This is a genomic window from bacterium (genome assembly GCA_036524115.1).
GTDB lineage: Bacteria > JAUVQV01 > JAUVQV01 > JAUVQV01 > DATDCY01 > DATDCY01.
Genome location: DATDCY010000069.1, coordinates 1 through 20181, shown reverse-complemented (window position 1 = coordinate 20181; position 20181 = coordinate 1). Strand labels below are relative to the sequence as shown.

18 protein-coding genes are annotated in these 20181 nt (G+C 71.5%); 10 read left to right on the top strand and 8 right to left on the bottom strand.

The features are described from left to right. The 8 genes from VI078_03330 to VI078_03295 form a co-directional block, all read left to right on the top strand. Positions 1–495, top strand: a 495-nt coding sequence (locus VI078_03330) for a cytochrome c1 (protein ID HEY5998316.1), incomplete at its 5' end; no start/stop codon positions are given. 14 nt (positions 496–509) lie between these two features. Beyond that, positions 510–1883, top strand: coding sequence for a cytochrome ubiquinol oxidase subunit I (locus VI078_03325; GenBank protein ID HEY5998315.1), 1374 nt, complete (start codon positions 510–512; stop codon positions 1881–1883). An 8-nt stretch (positions 1884–1891) separates the two neighbouring features. After that, on the top strand, positions 1892–2899 hold the full coding sequence (locus VI078_03320; GenBank protein HEY5998314.1) for a cytochrome d ubiquinol oxidase subunit II: 1008 nt from the start codon (positions 1892–1894) through the stop codon (positions 2897–2899). Then, complete coding sequence (locus VI078_03315; protein ID HEY5998313.1) at positions 2889–3857, top strand: UbiA family prenyltransferase; 969 nt, start codon at positions 2889–2891, stop codon at positions 3855–3857. The genes VI078_03320 and VI078_03315 overlap by 11 nt, the downstream gene beginning before the upstream one ends. Beyond that, the gene (locus VI078_03310) at positions 3854–4609 is read left to right on the top strand and encodes a DUF2231 domain-containing protein (GenBank protein HEY5998312.1); all 756 of its coding nucleotides are present in this window, start codon (positions 3854–3856) and stop codon (positions 4607–4609) included. The genes VI078_03315 and VI078_03310 overlap by 4 nt, the downstream gene beginning before the upstream one ends. Before the next feature lie 78 nt (positions 4610–4687). After that, positions 4688–5101, top strand: a complete 414-nt coding sequence (locus VI078_03305; GenBank protein ID HEY5998311.1) for a DoxX family protein — start codon at positions 4688–4690, stop codon at positions 5099–5101. An 18-nt stretch (positions 5102–5119) separates the two neighbouring features. Beyond that, positions 5120–5815, top strand: a complete 696-nt coding sequence (locus tag VI078_03300) for a c-type cytochrome (GenBank protein ID HEY5998310.1) — start codon at positions 5120–5122, stop codon at positions 5813–5815. Next, positions 5815–7161, top strand: coding sequence for a cbb3-type cytochrome c oxidase subunit I (locus VI078_03295; GenBank protein HEY5998309.1), 1347 nt, complete (start codon positions 5815–5817; stop codon positions 7159–7161). Before VI078_03300 ends, VI078_03295 begins: the two co-directional genes overlap by 1 nt. On the opposite strand, the gene VI078_03290 is transcribed toward VI078_03295, so the two are convergent. Beyond that, a complete protein-coding gene (locus VI078_03290; GenBank protein HEY5998308.1) occupies positions 7158–8660 on the bottom strand; it encodes a DegQ family serine endoprotease in 1503 nt (500 codons plus the stop codon). The genes VI078_03295 and VI078_03290 overlap by 4 nt on opposite strands. A gap of 285 nt (positions 8661–8945) precedes the next feature. Here VI078_03290 and VI078_03285 point away from each other — a divergent pair, with 285 nt between their 5' ends. Then, positions 8946–9644 carry a lipid-binding SYLF domain-containing protein gene (locus tag VI078_03285; protein ID HEY5998307.1) on the top strand — a complete coding sequence of 233 codons (699 nt, stop codon included), beginning with the start codon at positions 8946–8948 and terminating at the stop codon, positions 9642–9644. Positions 9645–9731: 87 nt separating this feature from the next. On the opposite strand, the gene VI078_03280 is transcribed toward VI078_03285, so the two are convergent. The 3 genes from VI078_03280 to mprF all read right to left on the bottom strand — a co-directional run bounded on the left by VI078_03280 (position 9732) and on the right by mprF (position 15408). Then, positions 9732–11330 carry a cytochrome C gene (locus tag VI078_03280; GenBank protein HEY5998306.1) on the bottom strand — a complete coding sequence of 533 codons (1599 nt, stop codon included), beginning with the start codon at positions 11328–11330 and terminating at the stop codon, positions 9732–9734. Between the two features lie 218 nt (positions 11331–11548). After that, the gene (locus VI078_03275; GenBank protein HEY5998305.1) at positions 11549–12505 is read right to left on the bottom strand and encodes a TIGR03118 family protein; all 957 of its coding nucleotides are present in this window, start codon (positions 12503–12505) and stop codon (positions 11549–11551) included. A 308-nt stretch (positions 12506–12813) separates the two neighbouring features. Continuing rightward, the gene (gene mprF, locus VI078_03270) at positions 12814–15408 is read right to left on the bottom strand and encodes a bifunctional lysylphosphatidylglycerol flippase/synthetase MprF (GenBank protein HEY5998304.1); all 2595 of its coding nucleotides are present in this window, start codon (positions 15406–15408) and stop codon (positions 12814–12816) included. A 71-nt stretch (positions 15409–15479) separates the two neighbouring features. Here mprF and VI078_03265 point away from each other — a divergent pair, with 71 nt between their 5' ends. Continuing rightward, the gene (locus VI078_03265; GenBank protein HEY5998303.1) at positions 15480–16904 is read left to right on the top strand and encodes an AcvB/VirJ family lysyl-phosphatidylglycerol hydrolase; all 1425 of its coding nucleotides are present in this window, start codon (positions 15480–15482) and stop codon (positions 16902–16904) included. Here VI078_03265 and dinB read toward each other — a convergent pair. From dinB to VI078_03245, 4 genes are all read right to left on the bottom strand, one after another. After that, the gene (gene dinB, locus VI078_03260; GenBank protein ID HEY5998302.1) at positions 16897–18084 is read right to left on the bottom strand and encodes a DNA polymerase IV; all 1188 of its coding nucleotides are present in this window, start codon (positions 18082–18084) and stop codon (positions 16897–16899) included. The two genes, VI078_03265 and dinB, sit on opposite strands and share 8 nt — an antisense overlap. Positions 18085–18118: 34 nt before the next feature. Then, entirely contained in the window at positions 18119–18373 is a 255-nt protein-coding gene (locus tag VI078_03255; protein HEY5998301.1) for a hypothetical protein, read from the bottom strand. A gap of 11 nt (positions 18374–18384) precedes the next feature. Then, positions 18385–19011 carry a transcriptional repressor LexA gene (gene lexA, locus VI078_03250; protein HEY5998300.1) on the bottom strand — a complete coding sequence of 209 codons (627 nt, stop codon included), beginning with the start codon at positions 19009–19011 and terminating at the stop codon, positions 18385–18387. A gap of 168 nt (positions 19012–19179) precedes the next feature. After that, positions 19180–19707, bottom strand: coding sequence for a rhodanese-like domain-containing protein (locus VI078_03245; protein ID HEY5998299.1), 528 nt, complete (start codon positions 19705–19707; stop codon positions 19180–19182). Positions 19708–20181: the final 474 nt, after the last annotated feature.

The window sequence follows — 20181 nt, the reverse complement described above, 5'->3', positions numbered from 1 at the left end:
CCCGCCGGCGCGGCGGCGGTCGCCCGCGGCCGGGAGGTCTTCGCGCAGGTCTGCCGCTCCTGCCACGGGCTGCGCTACCTCGGCGAGCGCGCGCCGCTTGCCGAGAGCGATGCGCGCGCCGCCTTCGGCAAGGTCCCCCCGGACCTCTCGCTCATGGCGCTGGCCCGGGGGCGCGAGGGGCAGGGTGCGGCGTACATCGCGGCGCTGCTGTCGGCGTACGTGGACGCGCCGGAGAAGAACCGCGTCTCCCCGGGCATCGCGATGCCGGCCCCGTTCGCCGGGGACGACCCGGATCTGCGGCGCAAGGCGGCCGACGTCGCGGCCTATCTCCTGTTCGCCGCGGACCCCCACGCCGCCGAGAGGCGCAGGATCGGCGCCGGCGTCCTCGTCTACCTCGCCGCGCTCGCCGCGCTGCTCTTCCTCGTGAACCGGCGCACCTGGTCGGGTCTGAGGGACCGCGGCGGCGCGCGGGGCGGGGATGCCCCGGGCGCCTAGGAAGGCGGGCGATCATGACGGGCGTCGACGCCGTCACCCTCTCGCGCCTGCAGTTCTCGCTGACGGCGATGTTCCACATCCTCTGGCCGACGCTCACCGTGGGCCTGAGCATCTTCCTGCTGGTGCTCGAGGCGCTCTGGCTCAGGACCGGCGACAAGGCCTACTACCACCACGCCCGCTTCTGGGGGCGGCTCTTTCTCCTGAACGTCGCCGTCGGCGTGGCCACCGGCATCCCCCTGGAGTTCCAGTTCGGCACGAACTGGGGCCCGTTCTCCGTCGCCGGCGGCGACTTCTTCGGCCACATGCTGGGCTTCGAGGCGGCAATGGCCTTCATGCTCGAGGCAGCGTTCATCGGCATCATGGCCTTCGGCTGGGATCGCGTCTCGCGCGCGGGCCACCTGCTGGCCACGGCGATGGTCGCTCTCGGCGCCTCGCTCTCGGCGTTCTGGATCCTCGTGGCGAACTCCTGGATGCACACGCCCACCGGCGGCCACTTCGAGGACGGCCGTTTCGTCCTCACGAGCCACGTGGACGCCATCTTCAACCCGGACATGCACTGGGGCGTCGCGCACATGTGGGTCGCCAGCCTCGAGACGACGGCCTTCGTGGTCGGCGGACTCAGCGCCTGGTACCTGCGCCGGGGACGTCACCCGGAGTTCTTCCTGCGCTCGCTCAAGCTGGCATTCGCGGCGGCCCTCGTGATCGCGCCGCTGCAGGTGCTTCTCGGCGACGGCTCCGGCCGCACGGTGTTCGAGCACCAGCCCGCGAAGCTCGCGGGCATCGAGGCGCACTGGGTCACGAATGCGCCCGGCACCGGCGCGCCGTGGTCCCTCGTCGCCTGGCCGGACCCGCAGCGGGAGCGCAACGCCTGGGCGCTGGAGATCCCCTCGGGACTGAGCCTGCTGCTGACGCACAGCGCGACGGGCCGCGTGCAGGGGCTGCGGGACATCCCCGCGGCGGACCGGCCGCCGATCGTCGTCCCGTACTACTGCTTCCGCGTCATGACGGGCATCGGCTTCGCCTTCGCGGCGCTCGCTCTCTGGACGGCGTGGGCGTGGCACCGCGGCGGGCTGCGGCCGGACCGCGTCGGCGCCCACCCCTGGCTCCTGCGCGGCTGGATGGCGGCGGGGCCGCTGGGCTACGTGGCGGTGGAGACCGGCTGGATGACCCGTGAGATCGGGCGGCAGCCGTGGGTGATCTACGGGCTGCTGCGCACGACGGATGCGGCCTCGCCCGTCGCGGCGGGCGCGGTGGGGGCGTCGATTCTCGGCTTCGCGGCCGCCTACGCGGCGCTGCTCGCGGCCTTCGTCTTCTTCGCGCGGCGGATGGTCGCCGCCGGGCCGCGCTTCGAGGAGCCGCCGGCGCCGCGGGCGCGGGGCCGGGAGTAGGAGGCGTCGTGGGAATCCCGCTCGCCGACCTCTGGCTGCTGATCATCGCGTTCCTGCTCGTGCTCGCGGTCGTCCTCGACGGCTTCGGCCTCGGCGTGGGCCTGCTGGCCCTCGCCGCGGGGCCGCGCCGGCGCGCGCTCATGATGGACAGTCTCGAACACGTCTGGGTGCCCAACCAGACCTGGCTGGTCGTGCTCGGCGGCATGCTCTTCGGCGCCTTTCCCCGCTTCTACGGCGTGGTCCTCACCGCGCTGTACCTCCCGCTCCTGCTCATGCTCTTCGGGCTCATCGCCCGCGCCGTGGCCTTCGAGTTCCGCGCGCAGGCGGCCGAGAAGGCGCCGTGGGGGCGCGTGTTCGCGGCGGCGAGCACCGCGGCAGCCGCGGGCGAGGGCCTCGCGCTCGGCGGCCTGCTCGGCGGTCTGCCGGTGCAGGGCGGGCGCTTCGTTGGCGGGGCGTGGGACTGGTTCTCGCCGCTGGCGCTGCTGGTCGCCGTCGGCGTCGGCTGCGGCTACGTGCTGCTCGGCGCGGCCTTCCTCGTCTACAAGACCGCCGGCGACGTGCAGGAGCGCGCGTACCGGCAGGCGCGCATCGCCTCGTGGCTGGTGCTCGCCGCGGCCGCGGCCGTGAACGCGTTGCTCGCCGCGCGCTACCCGCACGTGGCGGGGAAATGGAGCTGGGGGCCGCAGCTCGCGGGCGTCGCGGTCTTTCCGCTGCTGGCGCTCGTCGCGTTCGCCGCGCTCCAGTGGACCCTGCGCGAGCGCCGCAGCGAGGTGGCGCCCTTTGCGGCGGGCGCGGTGCTGGTGCTCGCCGTTTTCGCGGGGGGCTCCGCCGCCCTCTACCCCTACATGATCCCGCCGTTCGACACCGTGGACATGGCCGCGGCCTCGCCCAAGACGCTGCGCTTCATGCTGGTGGCGACCGTGCTGCTGTTGCCGGTGATGCTCGCGTACAATCTCTACCAGGTGCAGGTGTTCCGCGGGAAGGTCGGCGCTTCGGGGGGAGGCTATGGCTCCTAGCACGGCGTCATCCGGGTACGCCGTCGCCCCCGCGGTCTCCGCCGGCGCGCGCGTCAGGTTGCTGCTGGCGCTCTCGCGCGCCGCGCACGCCCTCCTCGACGTGGCCACGCCCGCCCTCGGCGCCATCCTCTGTCTCGGGGGCGCCCTGCCGCCGCTGTCGGTCTCGCTGCTCGGCCTGCTGACGGCGGGGGCGGCGTACCTCAGCGTCTACGCCCTCAACGACCTGGTGGACTGCGCCGCGGACCGCGAGAAGATGCGCTGGGCGGGCGGCGGGGTCGAGGGCGATTATCTCGACGCCGTCGGCGTGCGCCACCCGCTCGCCCAGGGGTTGCTGAGCGTGCGCGCCGCCGCGCTCTGGGCGGGCGGCTGGGGTCTCGTGGCCATCGTCGGGGCGTGGCGGCTCAACCCGGTGTGCGCCGGGATCTTCCTCATCGGCTGCGCGCTGGAGGCGCTCTACTGCCGGCTGCTCACGGTGAGCTGGCTGCGGGTGCTCGTCAGCGGCGTGGTGAAGACCCTCGGCGGGGTCGCCGCGGCGTTCGCCGTGGACCCTCAGCCGCCTCCCGGCTTCCTGGCCCTCTTCTTCCTCTGGGTGTTCTGCTGGGAGATCGGCGGGCAGAACGTCCCCGCGGACTGGGTGGACCTGGACGGCGACGCGGCCTTCGGCGCGCGGACGATACCCGTCCGGTTCGGCGCGGCCGGCGCGGCCTGGCTCGCGCTGACGGCGCTGGCTCTCGCGACCGCCGGGGGCGCGCTCTTGCTGGGCGGGACCGCGGGGACGTCCTCCGCCCCGGTCGTGTGGACGGCGGCGGGCGCGGCGGCGGGCCTCTGGTTCCTGCTGCTCCCGGGCGCGCGGCTTCTGCGGCAGCGCTCGCCCGCGCAGGCGGCGGCGCTCTTCAACCGCGCGAGCTCCTACCCGCTGGCGATGCTTGCCCTCGTCCTGCTGGGCCGGCTTCTGTGAGCGGCGCCCCGCAGGAGCCCGCGCGGGAGGTCGGTGCCGGAGAGCTTGCCGCGAACGACGGACGGGAGGGCCGGCCGGCGTGGGTCGCGCACGGCGGCAGCGTCTACGACGTGAGCGCCAGCGCGCGCTGGCGCGGCGGAATGCACATGGGGAGGCACCGCGCCGGCGCCGACCTGACGGCGGAGATCGCCGCCGCGCCGCACGGGCTGGAAATGCTGGAGCGCGTGCCGCGGGTCGGCACGTTCGCGGCGGCGGAGCCGGTCGGCCCGCGCGTGCCGCGGCCCCTGGCGCGGCTGCTGGAGCGGGTCCCGTTCCTCCGGCGCCACCCCCACCCGATGACCGTGCACTTCCCGATCGTCTTCCTGCTCTCGGCCGGGGCGTTCAGCGTCCTCTCGCTGCTCACGGGCGACGCGGCCTTCGAGCAGACGGGGTTCTCCTGCCTCGCGGGCGGCCTGCTCTTCACGCCGGTCGCGGTCCTCTTCGGCCACCTCACGTGGTGGCTGAACTACGGCGCACGGCCGCTGCGCGCCGTCCGCATCAAGATCGCTCTCTCGTACACGGCGCTCGTCCTCGCCGGCGCGCTCTTCGCGTGGCGCTGGTCGAACCCGGCGCTGCTGCGCTCGGGGGGGGGCGCCGGCATCCTCTACCTCGCGGGACTGCTGGCGCTGATGCCCCTGGTCGGCACCATCGGCTGGTTCGGCGCGTCGCTGGTCTTCCCGCTCGAGGTCACGGTGCGCCGCGGCCGCAGTTGACAGGACCGGTTTCCGGGATAACTTTCAGAGCAGCGCCGTGACGGCGCCTCGCACGGGGTCTTCGCGGAGGTGTAGGAAATGAACCGGCTCTTCGACAAGGCGCAGCCGTACCTGTTCCTGCTCGGGCGGATCCTCATCAGCGCGATCTTCATCCTCTCGGGCATCAGCAAGATGGGCAGTTTCGCGGGGACGGCGCAGATGATGGGCGGCAAGGGCCTGCCGGCGCCCGAGGTCCTCCTCGCGCTGACGATCCTCATCGAGGCCGCCGGCGGCCTGATGCTGCTGCTCGGCATCTACGCGCGCCTGACCGCGCTCGTCTACTTCGTCTGGCTGATCCCGGTGACCCTCGTCTTCCACCGCTTCTGGGGCATCGACCCGGCGCAGGTCCAGGGGCAGTACATCAACTTCATGAAGAACCTCGCCATCATGGGCGGGATGGCGACGATCATGGCCGCGGGCTCCGGGCCGCTGAGCGTCACGAAGGAACGCTAGCGCCGAAACGGAGGAACGATGGGGACGCGCGGAGCGTTCTGGGCATGCATCCTCGGCACGGTCGCGTCGGCGGTCGTCTTCCTCGCGCTCACCGCGGATTTCCACCGGCACGTCGGCGCGCTGACGCACGCGGACCGGCTCGACGGGCGGGCCGTCGCCGGGAAGCGCGTGTTCGAGCGGCGCAACTGCAACGACTGCCACACGATCCTCGGCTTCGGCGGCTACTACGCGCCGGACCTCACGCGCGCCGTGCGCCGGGTCGGCGCCGACGGCATTCGCTACCGCCTCAAAGACCCCGGCGTCGCGCTGGCCGCCTCCTGGCGCAAGATGCCGCGCCAGCGGCTGGCCGATTCCGAGATCGACGAGATCGTCGCGTTCCTGGACTGGGTCGGAGGTGTGGAGAACAATGACTGGCCGCCGCAGGACAGCGTCGCCCGCAAGGTTTCCGCGACCGGGCCGGTGGCGGCGCCGGCGGGCGAAGACGTCCTGCGCGGCCAGCCCTGCCTGGGGTGCCACTCGCTGCACGGCCGCGGCGGCACGTTCGGCCCACCGTTCGACATGATCGGCCGCATGCTGACCGTCGAGCAGATCGAGCACTACGTGCGCAACCCGAAGGCCGTGAACCCACAGGCCATGATGCCGGCGCAGAGCGCGGCGGCCGTTGCGGACGCCGACCTGGAGCGGATCGCGGCCTTCCTCGCGGGCCTGAAGTGATGGCCGCCACCCTTGAGTTCCGGTCGCAGCGGATCGCCGGCTGGTACGTGCGTGCCGCGCTGCCGCTGTTCGTGCTCCAGGTCGTCGTCGGCCTGTGGCTCGTCTCCAACTACGTCGTTTCCCTGCCCCAGGGGCTGGTGGACGTCTTCCCGTTCGCCACGGCGCGGGAGATCCACACGAACCTCCTGGTTCTCTGGATGCTCCTCGGCTTCATGGGCGGGACGTACTTCGTGGTCCCGGAGGAGACGCGTTCCGAGATCTTCTCCGAGCGGGTGGCGCTCGTGCAGCTGGTGCTGCTGCTGGGCGCGGGCGTCGCGGCGATCGCCGGCTTTCTCTTCGGCTGGACGAAGGGGCGCCCTCTGCTGGAGATGCCACGCCCGTTGAGCGCGGTGGTGGTCGTGGCGGCGCTGCTGTTCCTCGCGAACGTGGCGCTGACGATGATCCGGGCCCGCCGCTGGACGGCGATCCAGGGGACGCTGCTCGCGGGGCTCGTGTTCCTCGCGCTGCTCTACCTCTTCGCCCTGCCGGTCTTCCGCAACGAGATCGTGGACTGGTACTACTGGTGGTGGGTGATCCACCTCTGGGTCGAGGGGGCGTGGGAGCTCGTCGCCGGCGCGCTCATGGCCTTCGTCCTGCTGCGGCTCAGCGGCGTGGAGCGCGCCCGCATCGAGAAGTGGCTGTACATCGAGATCGGGCTCGTCCTCTTCACGGGGATCGTCGGCACCGGCCATCACTACTACTGGATCGGCGCCCCGCGCTACTGGCTCTGGTGGGGAGGCATCTTCTCGGCGCTCGAGCCGGCGCCGATCCTGCTGATGGTGGTCGACGCGCTGCGCGCGGCCCGGGAGCGGCGGCGGGAAACGGGCGAGCCGCTGCTGTGGACCTACGCGGTCGGGTGCGCGGTCTTCCACTTCGTCGGCGCCGGCGTCTTCGGCTTCCTGCACACGCTGCCGCAGATCAACCGCTACACCCACGGCTCGCAGGTCACCGCGTCCCACGGCCACCTCGCCTTCTTCGGCGCCTACGCCCTGCTCAACCTCACCATGTTCTACTTCGCGCTGGCGCGGCTGCGGGGCATCGAGCGCCTCGACGAGCGCCGCGGCCGGGTCGCCTTCTGGACGATGTGCATCTCCATGCTGGTCATGGGCCTGGGGTTCGGGGTGGCGGGGGTGCTGCAGAGCTACATCGAGCGGGTGCTCGGCCTCGGCTTCATGACGGCGCAGGGGTACATGCGCCTCTGGCTCGGCGTGGTCGGCGCCGCCGGCCTCTGTTTCCTCGCCGGCGTGCTGCTCGCGGCGCGCGACCTGTTCGGCCTGCGCCCCGCGAGCCAGACGCCGTCGCCCTAGGGCTGGCGCAGCACCACGAACACGCTCGTCCCCTGCCGGTGGATCAGCAGGAGGATCCCCTTGCCTGGCTCCCCCCGGAGCAGCCGGCGCAGCGCCTCGACGTCCGCGACCCTCGTGCGGTTCGCCTCGATGATCACGTCTCCCTGCTGCAGGTTCGCCTGCGCGGCGGGACTTCCCTCCGCGACGTCGGTGACGAGCACGCCCCGGGTGTCCTTGAGACCGAGCTGCTGCGCCATTTCCGCCGTGAGGGTCTGGACTTCGAGCCCGAGCTTGTCGAGCGGGTCCTCGCCCTTCTCGCCGGGGCGCGAGGCGCTCGCGGTCGCCTCGGCCGGCTGCGCCTCCACCGTGACCGAGAGGGTGTGCTCGCGCTTCCCCCGCAGCACCTCGAGCTTGATCCGGGTCCCCGGCGCGGTCGCGGCCACCGTGTTGCGCAGGCTCCTCGTGTCGGTGACCGGCCTGCCGTCGACGCGCACGATGACGTCGCCGACCTCCACGCCGCCGCGCTCGGCGGGCGAGCCTTTCACGACCTGCGAGACCAGCGCCCCGGCGGTGTCGCCGAGGCCGAACTGCTCGGCAAGGTCCTTGGAGAGGTCCTGGATGACCACGCCGATCTGGCCTCGGGTGACCCTGCCGCCGCGCGTCAGCGTGGGCAGGATGGTCTTGATCATGTTGGCCGGGATGGCGAAGCCGACGCCGGCGAACTGACCGGCGCTGCCGGCGATCGCGCTGTTCATGCCGATGACCTCGCCGCGCATGTTGACCAGCGGACCGCCGGAGTTGCCCGGGTTGATCGCGGTGTCGGTCTGCAGGAAGTCCTCGTAACTGGCGACGCCGACATCCGAGCGGCCGCGGGCGCTGATGATCCCGGAGGTCACCGTCTGCGTCAGGCCGAACGGTGCGCCGATTGCCATCACCAGCTCGCCCACGCGCAGCGCGTCCGAGTCGCCGAGCTGCACCGTGGGCAGGTTTGCGGGCAGCGGCCCCTGGAGGCGGATCACGGCGACGTCCGTCTTGGGGTCGACCGAGACGACCTTCGCGACGAACTGCCGCTTGTCCGCAAGCTGCACCTTCAGCTCGTCGACATCCGCGACCACGTGGTTGTTGGTCAGGATGTGCCCCTCGCGGTCGATGATCATGCCCGAGCCCATGCCGCGCTGCGGGACCTTGAACTCGCGGCCCCCGCCGTGCGGCGAGGGGCCCTGCTCGCCGAAGAAGCGGCGAAGGAATTCGTCATCGAACGGGAGGCCGAAGTCCGGCTGTCTGACCTTGAGGATCTTCTCGGAGTAGACGCTGACGACCGCGGGTCTGACGTACTCGGCGACCGCGGCGAGCGCGTCGCCAAGGGCACGCGCGGGCGCCGTCGCCTCGGCGCTCGGCGGCGGGGGCTGCGGCTGGGCCGGTGCGACGCCATCCGCGGCATGGCACGCGAAAACCAGCAGGACCGCGCCTGCGGCCCCGACGCAGAGAGGGACGATGCTTCTGGTGAACGTGAGTTTCATTGGCGGACTCCTTCTTCGCTCGAGTGTGGCGCGCGGCGTCGGGCACCAGCGGTGCCGTCGCGGGGATTGCTGGGAATATGGTTCCCGCACGGTGCCCCGTCAACGCTTCGTCGCCCCCCGGGGGAGTGGGCGGTTGAAACGCGGCGTCCCGGGCCCTATCTTCCCGACAGGCAGGCTGATCACCCCCCTCGACAGGCGCTCCAGCGCGGGAGGAACTGTCTCTCGTTCCGCCGTCACCGGCGAGGGGACCAGTGCAACGGAAGTCCGCAGAAGGAGGGAACGAACGTGAAACGCTGGATCGTTGTGTCGATGCTTGTGGCCCTCATCGCAGGTCTTGCCCTCGCCCCGGCGCCCGCGGCGGCCTCGCCCGCGGGGAAGGTCGAGGACTCGATCGCAGTCCTCAAGGACATCACCACGATACCCGAGAAGGGGCTCGCGCCCGCGCTCGTGAAGGACGCCGCCGGGGTCGCGATCATTCCCGGCGTCCTCAAGGCGGGGTTCGTCGTCGGCGGCGAATACGGCGCCGGCGTTCTGCTCGTCCGCGGGAAGGACGGCGGCTGGGCCCCGCCGGTGTTCGTGAGCATCGCCGGGGGAAGCATCGGCTGGCAGGCGGGCGCCGAGTCCACCGACGTGGTCCTCATCTTCAAGCACGCCCGCAGCGTCGAGGGGATCCTGAAGGGGAAGTTCACGCTCGGCGCGAACGCCAGCATCGCCGCGGGCCCTGTGGGCAGGGAGGCGCAGGCCGCGACCGACGTCCAGCTGAAGGCGGAGATCTATTCCTACTCGCGGAGCCGCGGCTTCTTCGCCGGTCTCGCCATCGACGGCGCAGCCCTGCGGATCGACGAGGCTTCGGACGAGGCGTACTACGGCAAGGGCTTCGCCAGCGCCGCCGAGGTTGTCGCCGGCAAGCCGATGGTCGTGCCCGTCGAGGCAAAGCGCCTCATGGACCACCTCGCCTCTTTCGTCGCCTCCGCCGGCAAGTAGAGTCTCTTTCGGTTCGGCCGCCGGCGCGGGCGGGGAGCCGCACGAGCTCTCGCCGTCCGCGCCGGCGCGGACCGTCCTACGGGTGGATCAGGCGCCCCCGCCGAGAAGCGGGTTGGCGTGGCAGTTGCCGCAGCCGATCTTCGTGCCCCGGTAGATGCGCACGGTCCCGACGTCCTCCACGACGAAGGTGCGTTCGGCCTGGGCCCGGGAGATGACGGTTCCCTCGCCGCTGGCCCCGTGGCAGGCCCTGCAAGCGTCCAGGTTGGCCGGCGCGATGGCCTCGTGACCGTTGACCCACGCCTGGCTGTTGACGTTGTGCATCCCGTGGGGGCCGGCGAGGGTCAGGGAGAGCCCCGTCCCGTGGCAGGTCCCGCACTCGACGATCTGCCCGCGGTGTCCCTGGAGGGCCAGGGCGGCGCGGTTGTCATTGGCCTCGCGGCTCGGCCACTCGGCGTGCGGGCTGCCGTGGCAGCCGGCGCAGGCCACGCCGCCGTGCCCCTGGCTCATGCGGTAGAGGGAGGCGGGCGGCACCGCGAACCGGGTGTTGGTCGCCACGATCGGCGTGGCGACGTCCGGACTGTCAGAGTAGGCGGTGCGCCGGATGATGCTGCCGTCGAAGTTCGCCAGCGCATCCCCGGTGTGACAGGAGTCGCACCGAGGCTCCTGCGCCCACGGCGAGCGCGTGTCGAGCCCGACCGCGGTCATCGTGCCGTGACAGCCGACGCAGCCGATGCCGGCCGTGCTCATGGCGCCGCGCAGGCACTGGGTCGTGCGGCCGGGGTGGCAGAGAAAACAGGTGCCGGTGCCGCTCGGGTCCTGGGGGATCCGCGTCCCGTGGAAGCTGTGCACCGCGCGCGAGAGGTACGGCTTGCCTACCTGGTCCCCGGTCGGCCCCGTGCCGGCCAGATCGAGCGCCAGCGAATAGTGGCAGCGGTCACAGAGCACCGGCTGGCTCGCATAGAGGCCCGTTCCCATCCGCAGGTCGTGCAGCAGGAGGATGTTCTTCTTGTATTGGCGCGTGGGGCTGAGGTCCGTGCTCCAGGTGACCGCCGGGTCCACGGCCGCCTGCCTGCCGGTGAGGTGGCAGTTCCCGCAGGCCATCTCGTCCGAGGCGGGCAGCACCGTGGGCAGGGACGCCAGCGGCAGGCCCGTGGCGCGGCTGTACGCGGTGATCCGCATCAGGTTGTAGGGGTTGCGCCGGCGGGCGTCGTCGATCGCGGTGATCGGGATGCCGTGGGCGACGAAGGTCCTGGAGGCGGCGTCGTACTCGTTGAACGGCCGCGCCACGTTGAGCCGCCCCGGCATGCGCTCCCCGAGGATTCCCACGTCGGGCTGCCGGCTGACCCCGTAGAGCGGCGACAGATAGGTCCAGAAGTTGGTCTTGCCGACGCTCGTGGTGTTGATCGAGCCCCTGGCGTCGGCCTGCGCCTTGTAGCGGAACGTCGCGGCGCCCGACCCGATCAGCGTCGGCGCCGGCCCGACCCGCAGCACCTGCGCGCGGACGGTATTGAACAACGGCAGGATCGAGAACACCGCGAAGTCGGAGTCGTAGCAGTGCATACCGAGGTCGTTGACGGCGAGCACCCGGTAGGTCGCGGGCTCGGCGGCCGCGCCGGCCGTCGCGCAGATCAGGCCCGACAGGAGTGCGGCGAGAACGGTTCTGAGCGATCGAGATGTCTGGTGCATCTTCGTTCCTCCTCCCTGGAGCTGCGCCGTCTCCGGACGCCGGACGGGCCCGAAAATGAGCGGCGCGACAAGCGGAATATAGGGCCTGGAGCCGCGCCGCGCGCGGTCTTTGTGGTGTTGCGCGCGCCGGGGCGCGCGAGGCGAAGGGCGGGCCCGTCGCCGGAACCCGCCCTCCTATGTAATCGGCCGCTCGTCCTGGCCGGCCGCGACGCGGCGCGCTACTTCACGATCCGCCCGTAGAGTCCGTGCGCCTCGTGCGACGGTCCCGCGGTGAAGTACAGCGTGTTCACCGGCTGGCCCTCCAGCCCGTTGCCGAAGGCGAGGCCCCAGAGGCCGTCGATCTTCAGCGCCTTGCCCATACCCGTGCGCAGCTTGCCGCGGAAGGTGCGGGTCACCGGGTCGAAGGCGTTGATGGTCCCGTCCCCGAAGTTGCCGACGAGCAGGCAGTTGCTGAACCTTCCAAAGTCCGCCGGCGCCAGCGCCAGTCCCCACGGGGAGTTCAGCTGGCCGCGCCGGGCGAAGCGGCGGACCAGCCGCCCGTTCGTGTCGAAGACGTTCACGAAGCCCAGGCCGGGCCCGGCCACGTCGTCGTGCCGTGCCGCGTCCTGCCTGGCGTAGGTCACGTAGAGGTTGCCGAGGATGTTCTGGATCCCGAACGGCGCGAAACCACCCGGGATCGTCGGGTCGGAGAACGTCCCGGCGAGCGCCACCGGCTGGAAGCTCCCGTTGAAGACGTCGACCCGCCCGTTGTGGAAGTCGGTCGCGTAGAGGAGGACCTCCGTGCCGTTGGCGCCCATGGCCAGCCCCTTGTAGACCGCGCCGGCCGCCGCGCTGTCCACGACCTGCACGGCGTTGGCGGCGTCGACAGTGGGCGACCAGCCGGCGATCGTGCCGTTTTCGGTCGCAAACAGGAAGTGCGCGGGTCCGCTGAGGGCGTTGGCGGAGACGACGAACTGCTCGGAGCCGTTGAAGACGACGCCCGTCGGGCTGCCGCCGGGGATCGTCACGACGAGCGGCTGCGGGTGGCCGTCGCCGTCGTACAAGGTGGCGAAACCCATGCCGTTGTCCGCCACCCAGGCGTAGCCGAACGGGTTGAAGGCCAGCCCCCAGGCATTGACGAGGTTCGGGTCGAGGTTCGGCGCGCGGCCGGACACGTCCGAGACGAGCGGCTGCATCTGGTAAACATTCGGAGCCGCGGGGACGGGCGCCGGCGTAGCCAGGGCCAGCGCAGCGGCCGCGAACGCAGTCGCGAGCACTGCGGTGCAACGTTGCCGTGAAATGGACATCTTCGTGCCTCCTTCTTCAACGGGTTCCGGAAACCCCGCGCGGGACGCCTCGCAGCCGAGGAGCACCGGTCCCGCCGGCCTCCGCACGCTGAAGCTAGGGGATCGCCGGAAAATTGCGATGGGGTGATGTCACCAATGGCCGGGCGATCGCGGTTCGCCCCCGGCAATGACCCGAAACGGAAAGCGCCCCGCGCGCCTCACTTGGCGACGACGCCGCGGGCCCCGCCCGAGACGAGCACCGCGATGTCGGCGAGGGCGCGCGGCGCGCTCAGGCCCCCGTGGATCGCAAGGTAGCGCGGGCTCCAGACGGGCCCGAACTTCTCCTTGTACGCGCGCAGCCCGACGAAGTTGTAGAACGGCCCGCCGTGCAGGTAGATGAACGCGCCGACCTTGTTCCAGAGCGGCGCCAGGCTGCGGTCCTCGAGCCCGGAGAGCGGCGCCATGCCGAAGTTGAACCACCGGTAGCCTGCGGCCCGGCCCCAGAGCAGCAACTCGACAAAGAGGTAGTCCATGACGCCCGGCGGCGCTTCCGCGGCGTGCCGCATCAGGTCGATCGACAGCTCCTCCCTGCCGCCGCCCGGCCAGATGTTCGCGAAGGCGACGAGCTGCCCGGCGCGGCGGACGAGCGCCGCGGGAAAGCGCCGCAGGTACTCGTCGCGGAACGAACCGAGCGAGAAGCCCTTCTCGCGGGTGTTCCTGCCGGCGAGCCACTCGTCCGACACCCTTCGCATCTCGGGCAGCAGCGCGGGGACGGTTTCGGCCGGCACCACCTCGAACACGCACCCGGCGGCCGCCGCGCGGTGGTGCGCGTGCCGCAGCCCCTTGTGCGCCCCGCCCTCGAGCGAGAAGTCCGGGAGCGGCACGCGCGCCTCCTCGCCGATCTTCAGCGGCCGCAGCCCGAGGTCGAGGCACAGCGGCAGCAGCTCCGCTCCCACCTCGTAGAAGACCGGCCGGCCGTCGTGGCGGTCGGCGAGGTCCCGGAACGCCCACAGGAGCTCCGCCGCCTCCCCGGCGGGGCCGACGACGTCGCCCAGCGCCACCCAGCTGCGCCCCTGCACCCCGAACATGAGGAACGCCGCGCCGCTGCGGCTGAACAGGAGCGCCTTGTCGCCGAGGAGCGCCAGGAAGCCGGCGGTGCGCGGGCTGGCGCGGGCGATTGCCGCCGCGCGCTCCAGCTCTCCGGGGCCGGGCAGCGCCGGCCGGTGCGGCGCAGGGTGGAGCAGCCGGTGTGCGGCGAACACCAGCAGCAGGGAGGAGGCGCCGACGAGCGCGCGCATCGAGCGCGGCGCGTGGCCCACTACCGCGAACTGCCACCAGAGGTTGTTCGCGTACTCCACGTGCTTGTAGGAGAAGAGCACGAGCCAGAGCGCCGCGACCACCACGCCCGCCACGGCGACCACCCAGCCGGCCGAGAACGGCTCGGCCAGCAGCGAGCCGCGGCGGTAGAAGCGCGCGCGGCACGGCGCCAGGGCGGCGAGCATGAGCGCCAGCGCCAGCGCCTCCTCGTAGTCGAGGCCCTTGAGGAGCGATGCCGCGACGCCGACGGCGAGCAGCGTCACGGTGAGGATCCACGCGGCGTCGAGCCGGCGCTGCAGGCCGCGCCCGAGCACGAGCAGGCCCGCGCCGGCGAGGCTGCCGAGGAAGTGCGAGAGCTCCAGCAGGGGCAGCGGCAGCATCTCCTGCAGCAGGGAGAAGCGTCCGGCTTCCGCCGGCAGCGAGCCGGAGAAGAGCAGGACCGCGCCGGCCGTGAAGGCCGCCAGCGCGAAGACCTCCGGGACGAGGCCGGGGACGACGCGGCCCAGCGCGTGCGCGGTGCGGCGCACGGACGCGGCCGCCCACGGCTTCTCGCGGGCGATGAGGACGGCGCCGGCGACCGCCAGCGGCGCCAGGTAGTAGAGGACGCGATAGGCGAGGAGCGCGCCGAAGAGCGCCGATGCCGGCAGCGGCGGTGCCAGCAGCAGGAGCATCGCCGACTCGAAGACGCCGAGGCCTCCGGGCACGTTGCTCGCCAGCCCCGCGAGCTGCGCGAGCAGGTAACAGCCGAGGAAACGGGCCGCACCGGGGTCGGCACCGGGCGGCAGGAGCAGGTAGAGGATCCAGCCCGCGAGCGCCCAGTCGGCCGAGGCGAGGACGAGCTGCGCCGCGGCCAGGCCGGGGCCGGGGAGGGCGAGTTCGCGACCGCGAATCCGCAGGGGTGAGCGGGAGAAGGCGTTTGCGGCGAGGTAGGCGGCGGGGAAGAGCAGGAAGAGCGCGCCCAGCGGGCGGGTGGTCGCGGCGGGCAGGTGCAGCGCGGCCGGAATCGCGAAGGGCGCGGCGAGGAAGAGCGCGCCCGAGAGCGAGAGAAAGCCGAGCCAGAAGGAGACCGTGCAGAAGGCGATCACCCTGGCGATCTCGGCCGCGGAGAGTCCCCAGCCGGCGTAGAAGCGGTAGCGCAGGCCGCTGCCCGCGATCAGCGAGAGGCTGCCCGTGTTGTTCGCGAAAGCGTAGCTGAGGAACGACGCCAGGGCGACGCGCCGGTAGGCGAGGCGGTTGCGCAGGTAGCGGAACGCGAGGACGTCGTAGCCGGTGAGCACCGCGTAGCTCGCGCAGGTCAGCAGCGCGGCCGCGGCGAGGCGCGGGCCGGGAATGGCGCGCACGGCGGCGGCGATGTCGTGGAGGTGGTAGGCGCGCAGCGCGTGGAGAAGCACGGCGATCGCGACGCCGAAGAGCGCGAGGCCGAGCAGCGCCCAGACCGTGGGCGGTACGGACCAGGTCCGCGGCCGATCGCCCGCATCAGTGTCGTGGTCATCCATGGCGCGCACTCCGGGGAAGACCCGGTGGCCGACGATTGAATCATACGGGGCGACGAGGGAGAATGCCACGCATGAGAAAGGCGTGTGCCGTCCTCGGCGCGCTGCTGCTGTGCGCGGCGCCCGCGCTGGCCGCGGAGGAGACCGTGCACTACGGCCGCTTCGGCCCGGTCGTGCTTTACAGCCGGGCGCCCGTCCCGTCGCGAGTCGTGCTCTTCATCTCCGGCGACGGGGGCTGGAACCTCGGCGTGGTGGACATGGCGCGCGAGCTCGCGGGCCTGGACGCGCTGGTCGTGGGGATCGACATCACGCGTTACCTGAAGAACCTCGCCCAGGGCGATGGAGCCTGCTCCTACCCCGCGGCGGACTTCGAGGCGCTGAGCAAGTTCGTGCAGAAGAGGCGCGGCTTCCCGCGTTACGTGCCCCCGGTCCTCGTCGGGTACTCCTCCGGTGCGACGCTCGTCTACGCCGTGCTCGTGCAGGCCCCGGCCGGCACGTTCCAGGGCGGGGTCAGCCTCGGATTCTGCCCGGACCTGCAGCTGGCGAAGCCGCTCTGCAGGGGCGCCGGGGGCCTCGCGTGGAAGGGGCCCGACAGCAAGCACACCTACTGGTTCGGGCCGTCGGCGGGGCTCGCGACACCCTGGATCGCCCTTCAGGGGACCATCGACCAGGTCTGCGAGCCCGCGGCAACGGAAGCCTACGTCCGCAAGGTCGGCCGCGCCTCGATCGTCCTGCTGCCCAAGGTGGGGCACGGCTTCTCGGTGCCGCGCAACTGGATGCCGCAGTTCAGGGAGGCGTTCGCGCGGCTGGTCGCGGCCGCGGAACCCGCCGCGTCCCCGGCGCCGCTGGCGTCGGCCGAGCCGAAGGAGATGACGCGCGCATCGGTCGCGGGGCTGCCGCTGGTCGAGGTGCCGAGCGCGGACCCCGGGGACACGCTGGCGCTCATGGTCAGCGGCGACGGCGGCTGGGCCGGCCTCGACCGCGAGCTGGCCGCCGTCCTCGCCCGCCGGGGCGTCCCCGTGGTCGGGCTCGACACGCTGCAGTACTTCTGGAGCGCGAAGAGCCCCGACGCGGCGGCGGCCGACGCGGAGCGGATCCTGCGACACTACCTGGCGGCGTGGCGCCGCGAGAAGGTGCTCCTGATCGGCTACTCCTTCGGTGCGGACGTGCTGCCCTTCATCGCCAGCCGGCTGCCGGGGGATCTCGCCGCCCGTGTGCGCCTCGTGGCGCTGCTGGGGCCTGCGCGCTCGGCGCAGTTCGAGTTCCACATTCTTGAGTGGGTCTCGGATCGCGGCGGCAAGGACGACCTCCCCGTCCTGCCGGAGATCGGCAAGCTCGGCGCGTTGCGGGTGCTCTGCCTGGACGCGCAGGAGACCCGGGACTCACCGTGTGCCTCCCTCGCGCCCGGGCAGGGACGCGCCGTGACGCTCAAGGGCGGGCACCACTTCGGCGGCGACTACGCCGGGATCGCGGAGATCATCCTCTCGGAGCTCAAATGATGCCGCCGTTGCCGCGCCCATGCAGACTCGACGTGGCCAGCTCGAGCGCGCCGAACCCGTACTTCTCGCGCAGGCGGTCGACCGCCGGGTAGAGCGCCGCGCGTCGCGCGTCGCGCGCCGCGCCAAACAGGCCGAGCTGCTCGCCCGAAGAGCGCAGGCGCTCGAGGGAGATGCCGATCAGCCGCACTCGCACGCGCGCGCCGGCAGCGCCGAGCAGCAGCTCGCGCGCCGCGGCGAGCAGGTCGCCGTCGCGGTCGGATCCGGCGGGCAGCGCGCGGCTGCGGGTCACCGTGCGGAAGTCGGCGTAGCGCACCTTGACCGTGATGCCCCCGGCCTTCATGCCTGTCCGGCGCAGACGGTGCGCCGCCTTGCCGACCAGCCGGCACAGTGTGGCTTCGAGAAGCACGGGGTCGGCCGTGTCCTCGTCGAACGTCGTTTCGTGGCCGACGCTCTTGCGCTCGCCGCCCTCGCCGACCGGCGAATCCGATTCGCCACGCGCCCTGCGGGCCAGGTCCGGCCCCCAGGAGCCGAGCGCCGCGGCGAGGGCATTGGCCGGCATGGACGCCAGCTGGCCGATGCTGGTGACGCCCAGGCGCTGCAGCGCGGCGGCGGTGACCGGGCCGACGCCCGGGAGCGCCCGTACCGGCAGCGGAGCCAGGATGTCGGCTTCCGCGCCGTGCGGGATCCACGCCACCCCGGCTGGCTTCGCGAGGCGCGAGCCGATCTTCGCCACCAGCCTGTTCCCGGCGAGACCCGCGGACGAGGGCAACCCCAGCTCGTCGGCGATCCGGGCGCGGATGCGCCGCAGCAGCGGGAAGACGCCGCCATCGTAGATCAGGTTGCACCCGGTGAAGTCGAGGTAGAACTCGTCGATCGACGCCGCCTCGACCACCGGGGCCCAGCGCTCGAGGATCGTGCGCACCTTCCGGTGGTGCTCCCCGTAGAGCCGGTGATGGCCGGGAACGAAGATCAGGTGCGGGCAGAGCTGCTTCGCGTGCCGCGAGGCCATGGCGGAGCGTACGCCGAAGCGTCGCGCCTCGTAGGACGCGGATGCCACGACGCCGCGCCCGCCCGGATCGCCGCCGACCACGACGGGCCTGCCGGCCAGGGACGGATCCAGAAGACGCTCCACCGACACGAAGAAGCAGTCCATGTCGAGGTGCGCGATCCAGCGCAGCACGGCGTCACCGCCCGGAGAGGGATCGGCGAAGACGCTACTTGTGCCCGAAGGCCAGGCGGGGCAGCCACGCCGCGGCGGCCGCGCGTCCCAGCGCTCCGCGCCGTCGCGGCAGCCGCGCCTCGTTGAGCCGGGCGGCGACCTCACGCGCCAGAGAGTCCAGGGCGCGGGAGCGCTCCCGCGCAGCGGTGAGCGGCCCCGGCAAGAGGGCGGGCGCATGGCGCACCAGCAGACGGGTGCGCGCGGATGTTCGCTCGATGGTGCAGAACTCGTCGGTGCGCGTGCCGTTCATGACGGACCTCCCTAGAAGCGTCGGACGACGCCGATGACCTTGCCGGCGACCCGGAATTCCGGGTCGCCCTCCCAGACCCGGATCGGGTCCATCGCCGGATTCTCCGGCTGCAGCCGCCACGTCCCGTCTTCGTGGAAGAGGCGCTTCACGGTCGCCTCGCCGCCGACGACCGCGACGCCGATGTCGCCGGAGGCCACCCGTTCCTGGTTGCGCACGACGACGATGTCACCGTCGTTGATGCCCGCGCCGATCATGCTCTCGCCGCGCACGCGCAGCAGGAACGTGCCCTCGCCCCCGCCGAAGAGTTCGTTGAGGTCGACGTAGCCCTCGAAGTTCTCCTCGGCGAGGACCGGGGAGCCGGCGGGGACCACCCCGACGAGCGGCCAGCCCCGCGGCGCCGTCGCGGCCGCGGCCGCGCGCAGCGAGGGGACGACGCTGAGCGCCCGGGACTTCTCGCCAGTGCGCTTGAGGAACCCCTTGCGCTCGAGCGCGAGGACGTGATCGCGCGCCGCGTTCGGCGAGGCGAGGCCGAAGCGCTCCGCCATCTCCTTGAGCGTCGGCGGGAACCCCTCGTCGCGGACGCGCTCCACGATGAAATCGAGTATCTCCTCCTGTCGCTTCGTCAGTCCCTTGGCCATGGCACTCAGCTCCTGTTCATAATGTGCTGTACATAGAATACTGTACACAGAAACAGTATGTCAAGAGGAGATTTTCATGTCCGTCAATTGGCGAATCCCGGAGGAGGGGGCGCCCCCGGTTCCACCGGAGGGCGCCCGTGTTGGCAGCAGGCCGAGGGATGCTCGGCCTCAGTGTCCCTGACGAACCTGGTATTCTTCCTTGAGCTGCTTGTTGTACTTGATGACCTTGATCTCGCCGAGGTACTCGCTGACGAGGGGGTATCCCTTCTCCGCCCAGGCGGCGATCCCGCCGTCCACGACGAAGACGTTCTTGTAGCCATAGCGATACAGGAAGGAACCGAAGTACGTCGCGCGGTGCTTGGTGCGGCAGAGAACCCAGATCTCGGTCTCAGCGTCCGGCCAGGTCTTGGGAACCGTGTACGCATGGCCCGAATCGACATTGTTCGACCCGAGCAAGTGGCCATTGTCGAACTCGTCATGCGTGCGGATATCGATGATGATGGCCTTGCTCTTCTTCTCCTGGACTTCCAGCCACTTCTTGTAGAGGTCGTCGACCGAGACCATCCGGTCTTTCGGAATCAGCGCGGACAGTTCCTCAAAGACCTTCTTCTCGCCTTCCTCGGTTGTCGCGGCGGAGACGCCAGGCATCTGCAGTATCATGGTGGCGGTGAGGCACGCCAAAAGGGTCCTGTTCATCGGAGTGTCGCCCTCCCGTTGCGTGTAGGTGTATTGCGGTCGGTCCGTTTCGATCAGCCTTTGCGCCGTTTCCTCTGTCGGTCACCTCCTTTCGCCCAGGCATGGAGCACAGCGGTCTCAGGGAGGCGCCGCCGTCCCCGCCTGACAAGACTCGAATGGAGTGTCGATCCCGGGCTCACGGAATGTGCGCCACGGATTACCTGAGCATTTCATAGTAGTACGCGCCTGTCAAGTATCGGCCGACACCAAGCCGCAGCCCGGTGTGTTGGCCGCCATTGGCAGGGTACAAACTGTGGGAGCCGGTACGGCGGTAGTCGTGCCGGACGCGCTTGACTAGAACCTATCTCAAAACTGTTTGAGCAAGATGCAGATTGAAGCGAGCTGGACGAAGCCGAGGAAGTTCTCGGTATAGTACTCCCAGCGGACGACGAGACGACGCTGCCAATGAAGCCAAGACCAGAAGCGCTCGACGAG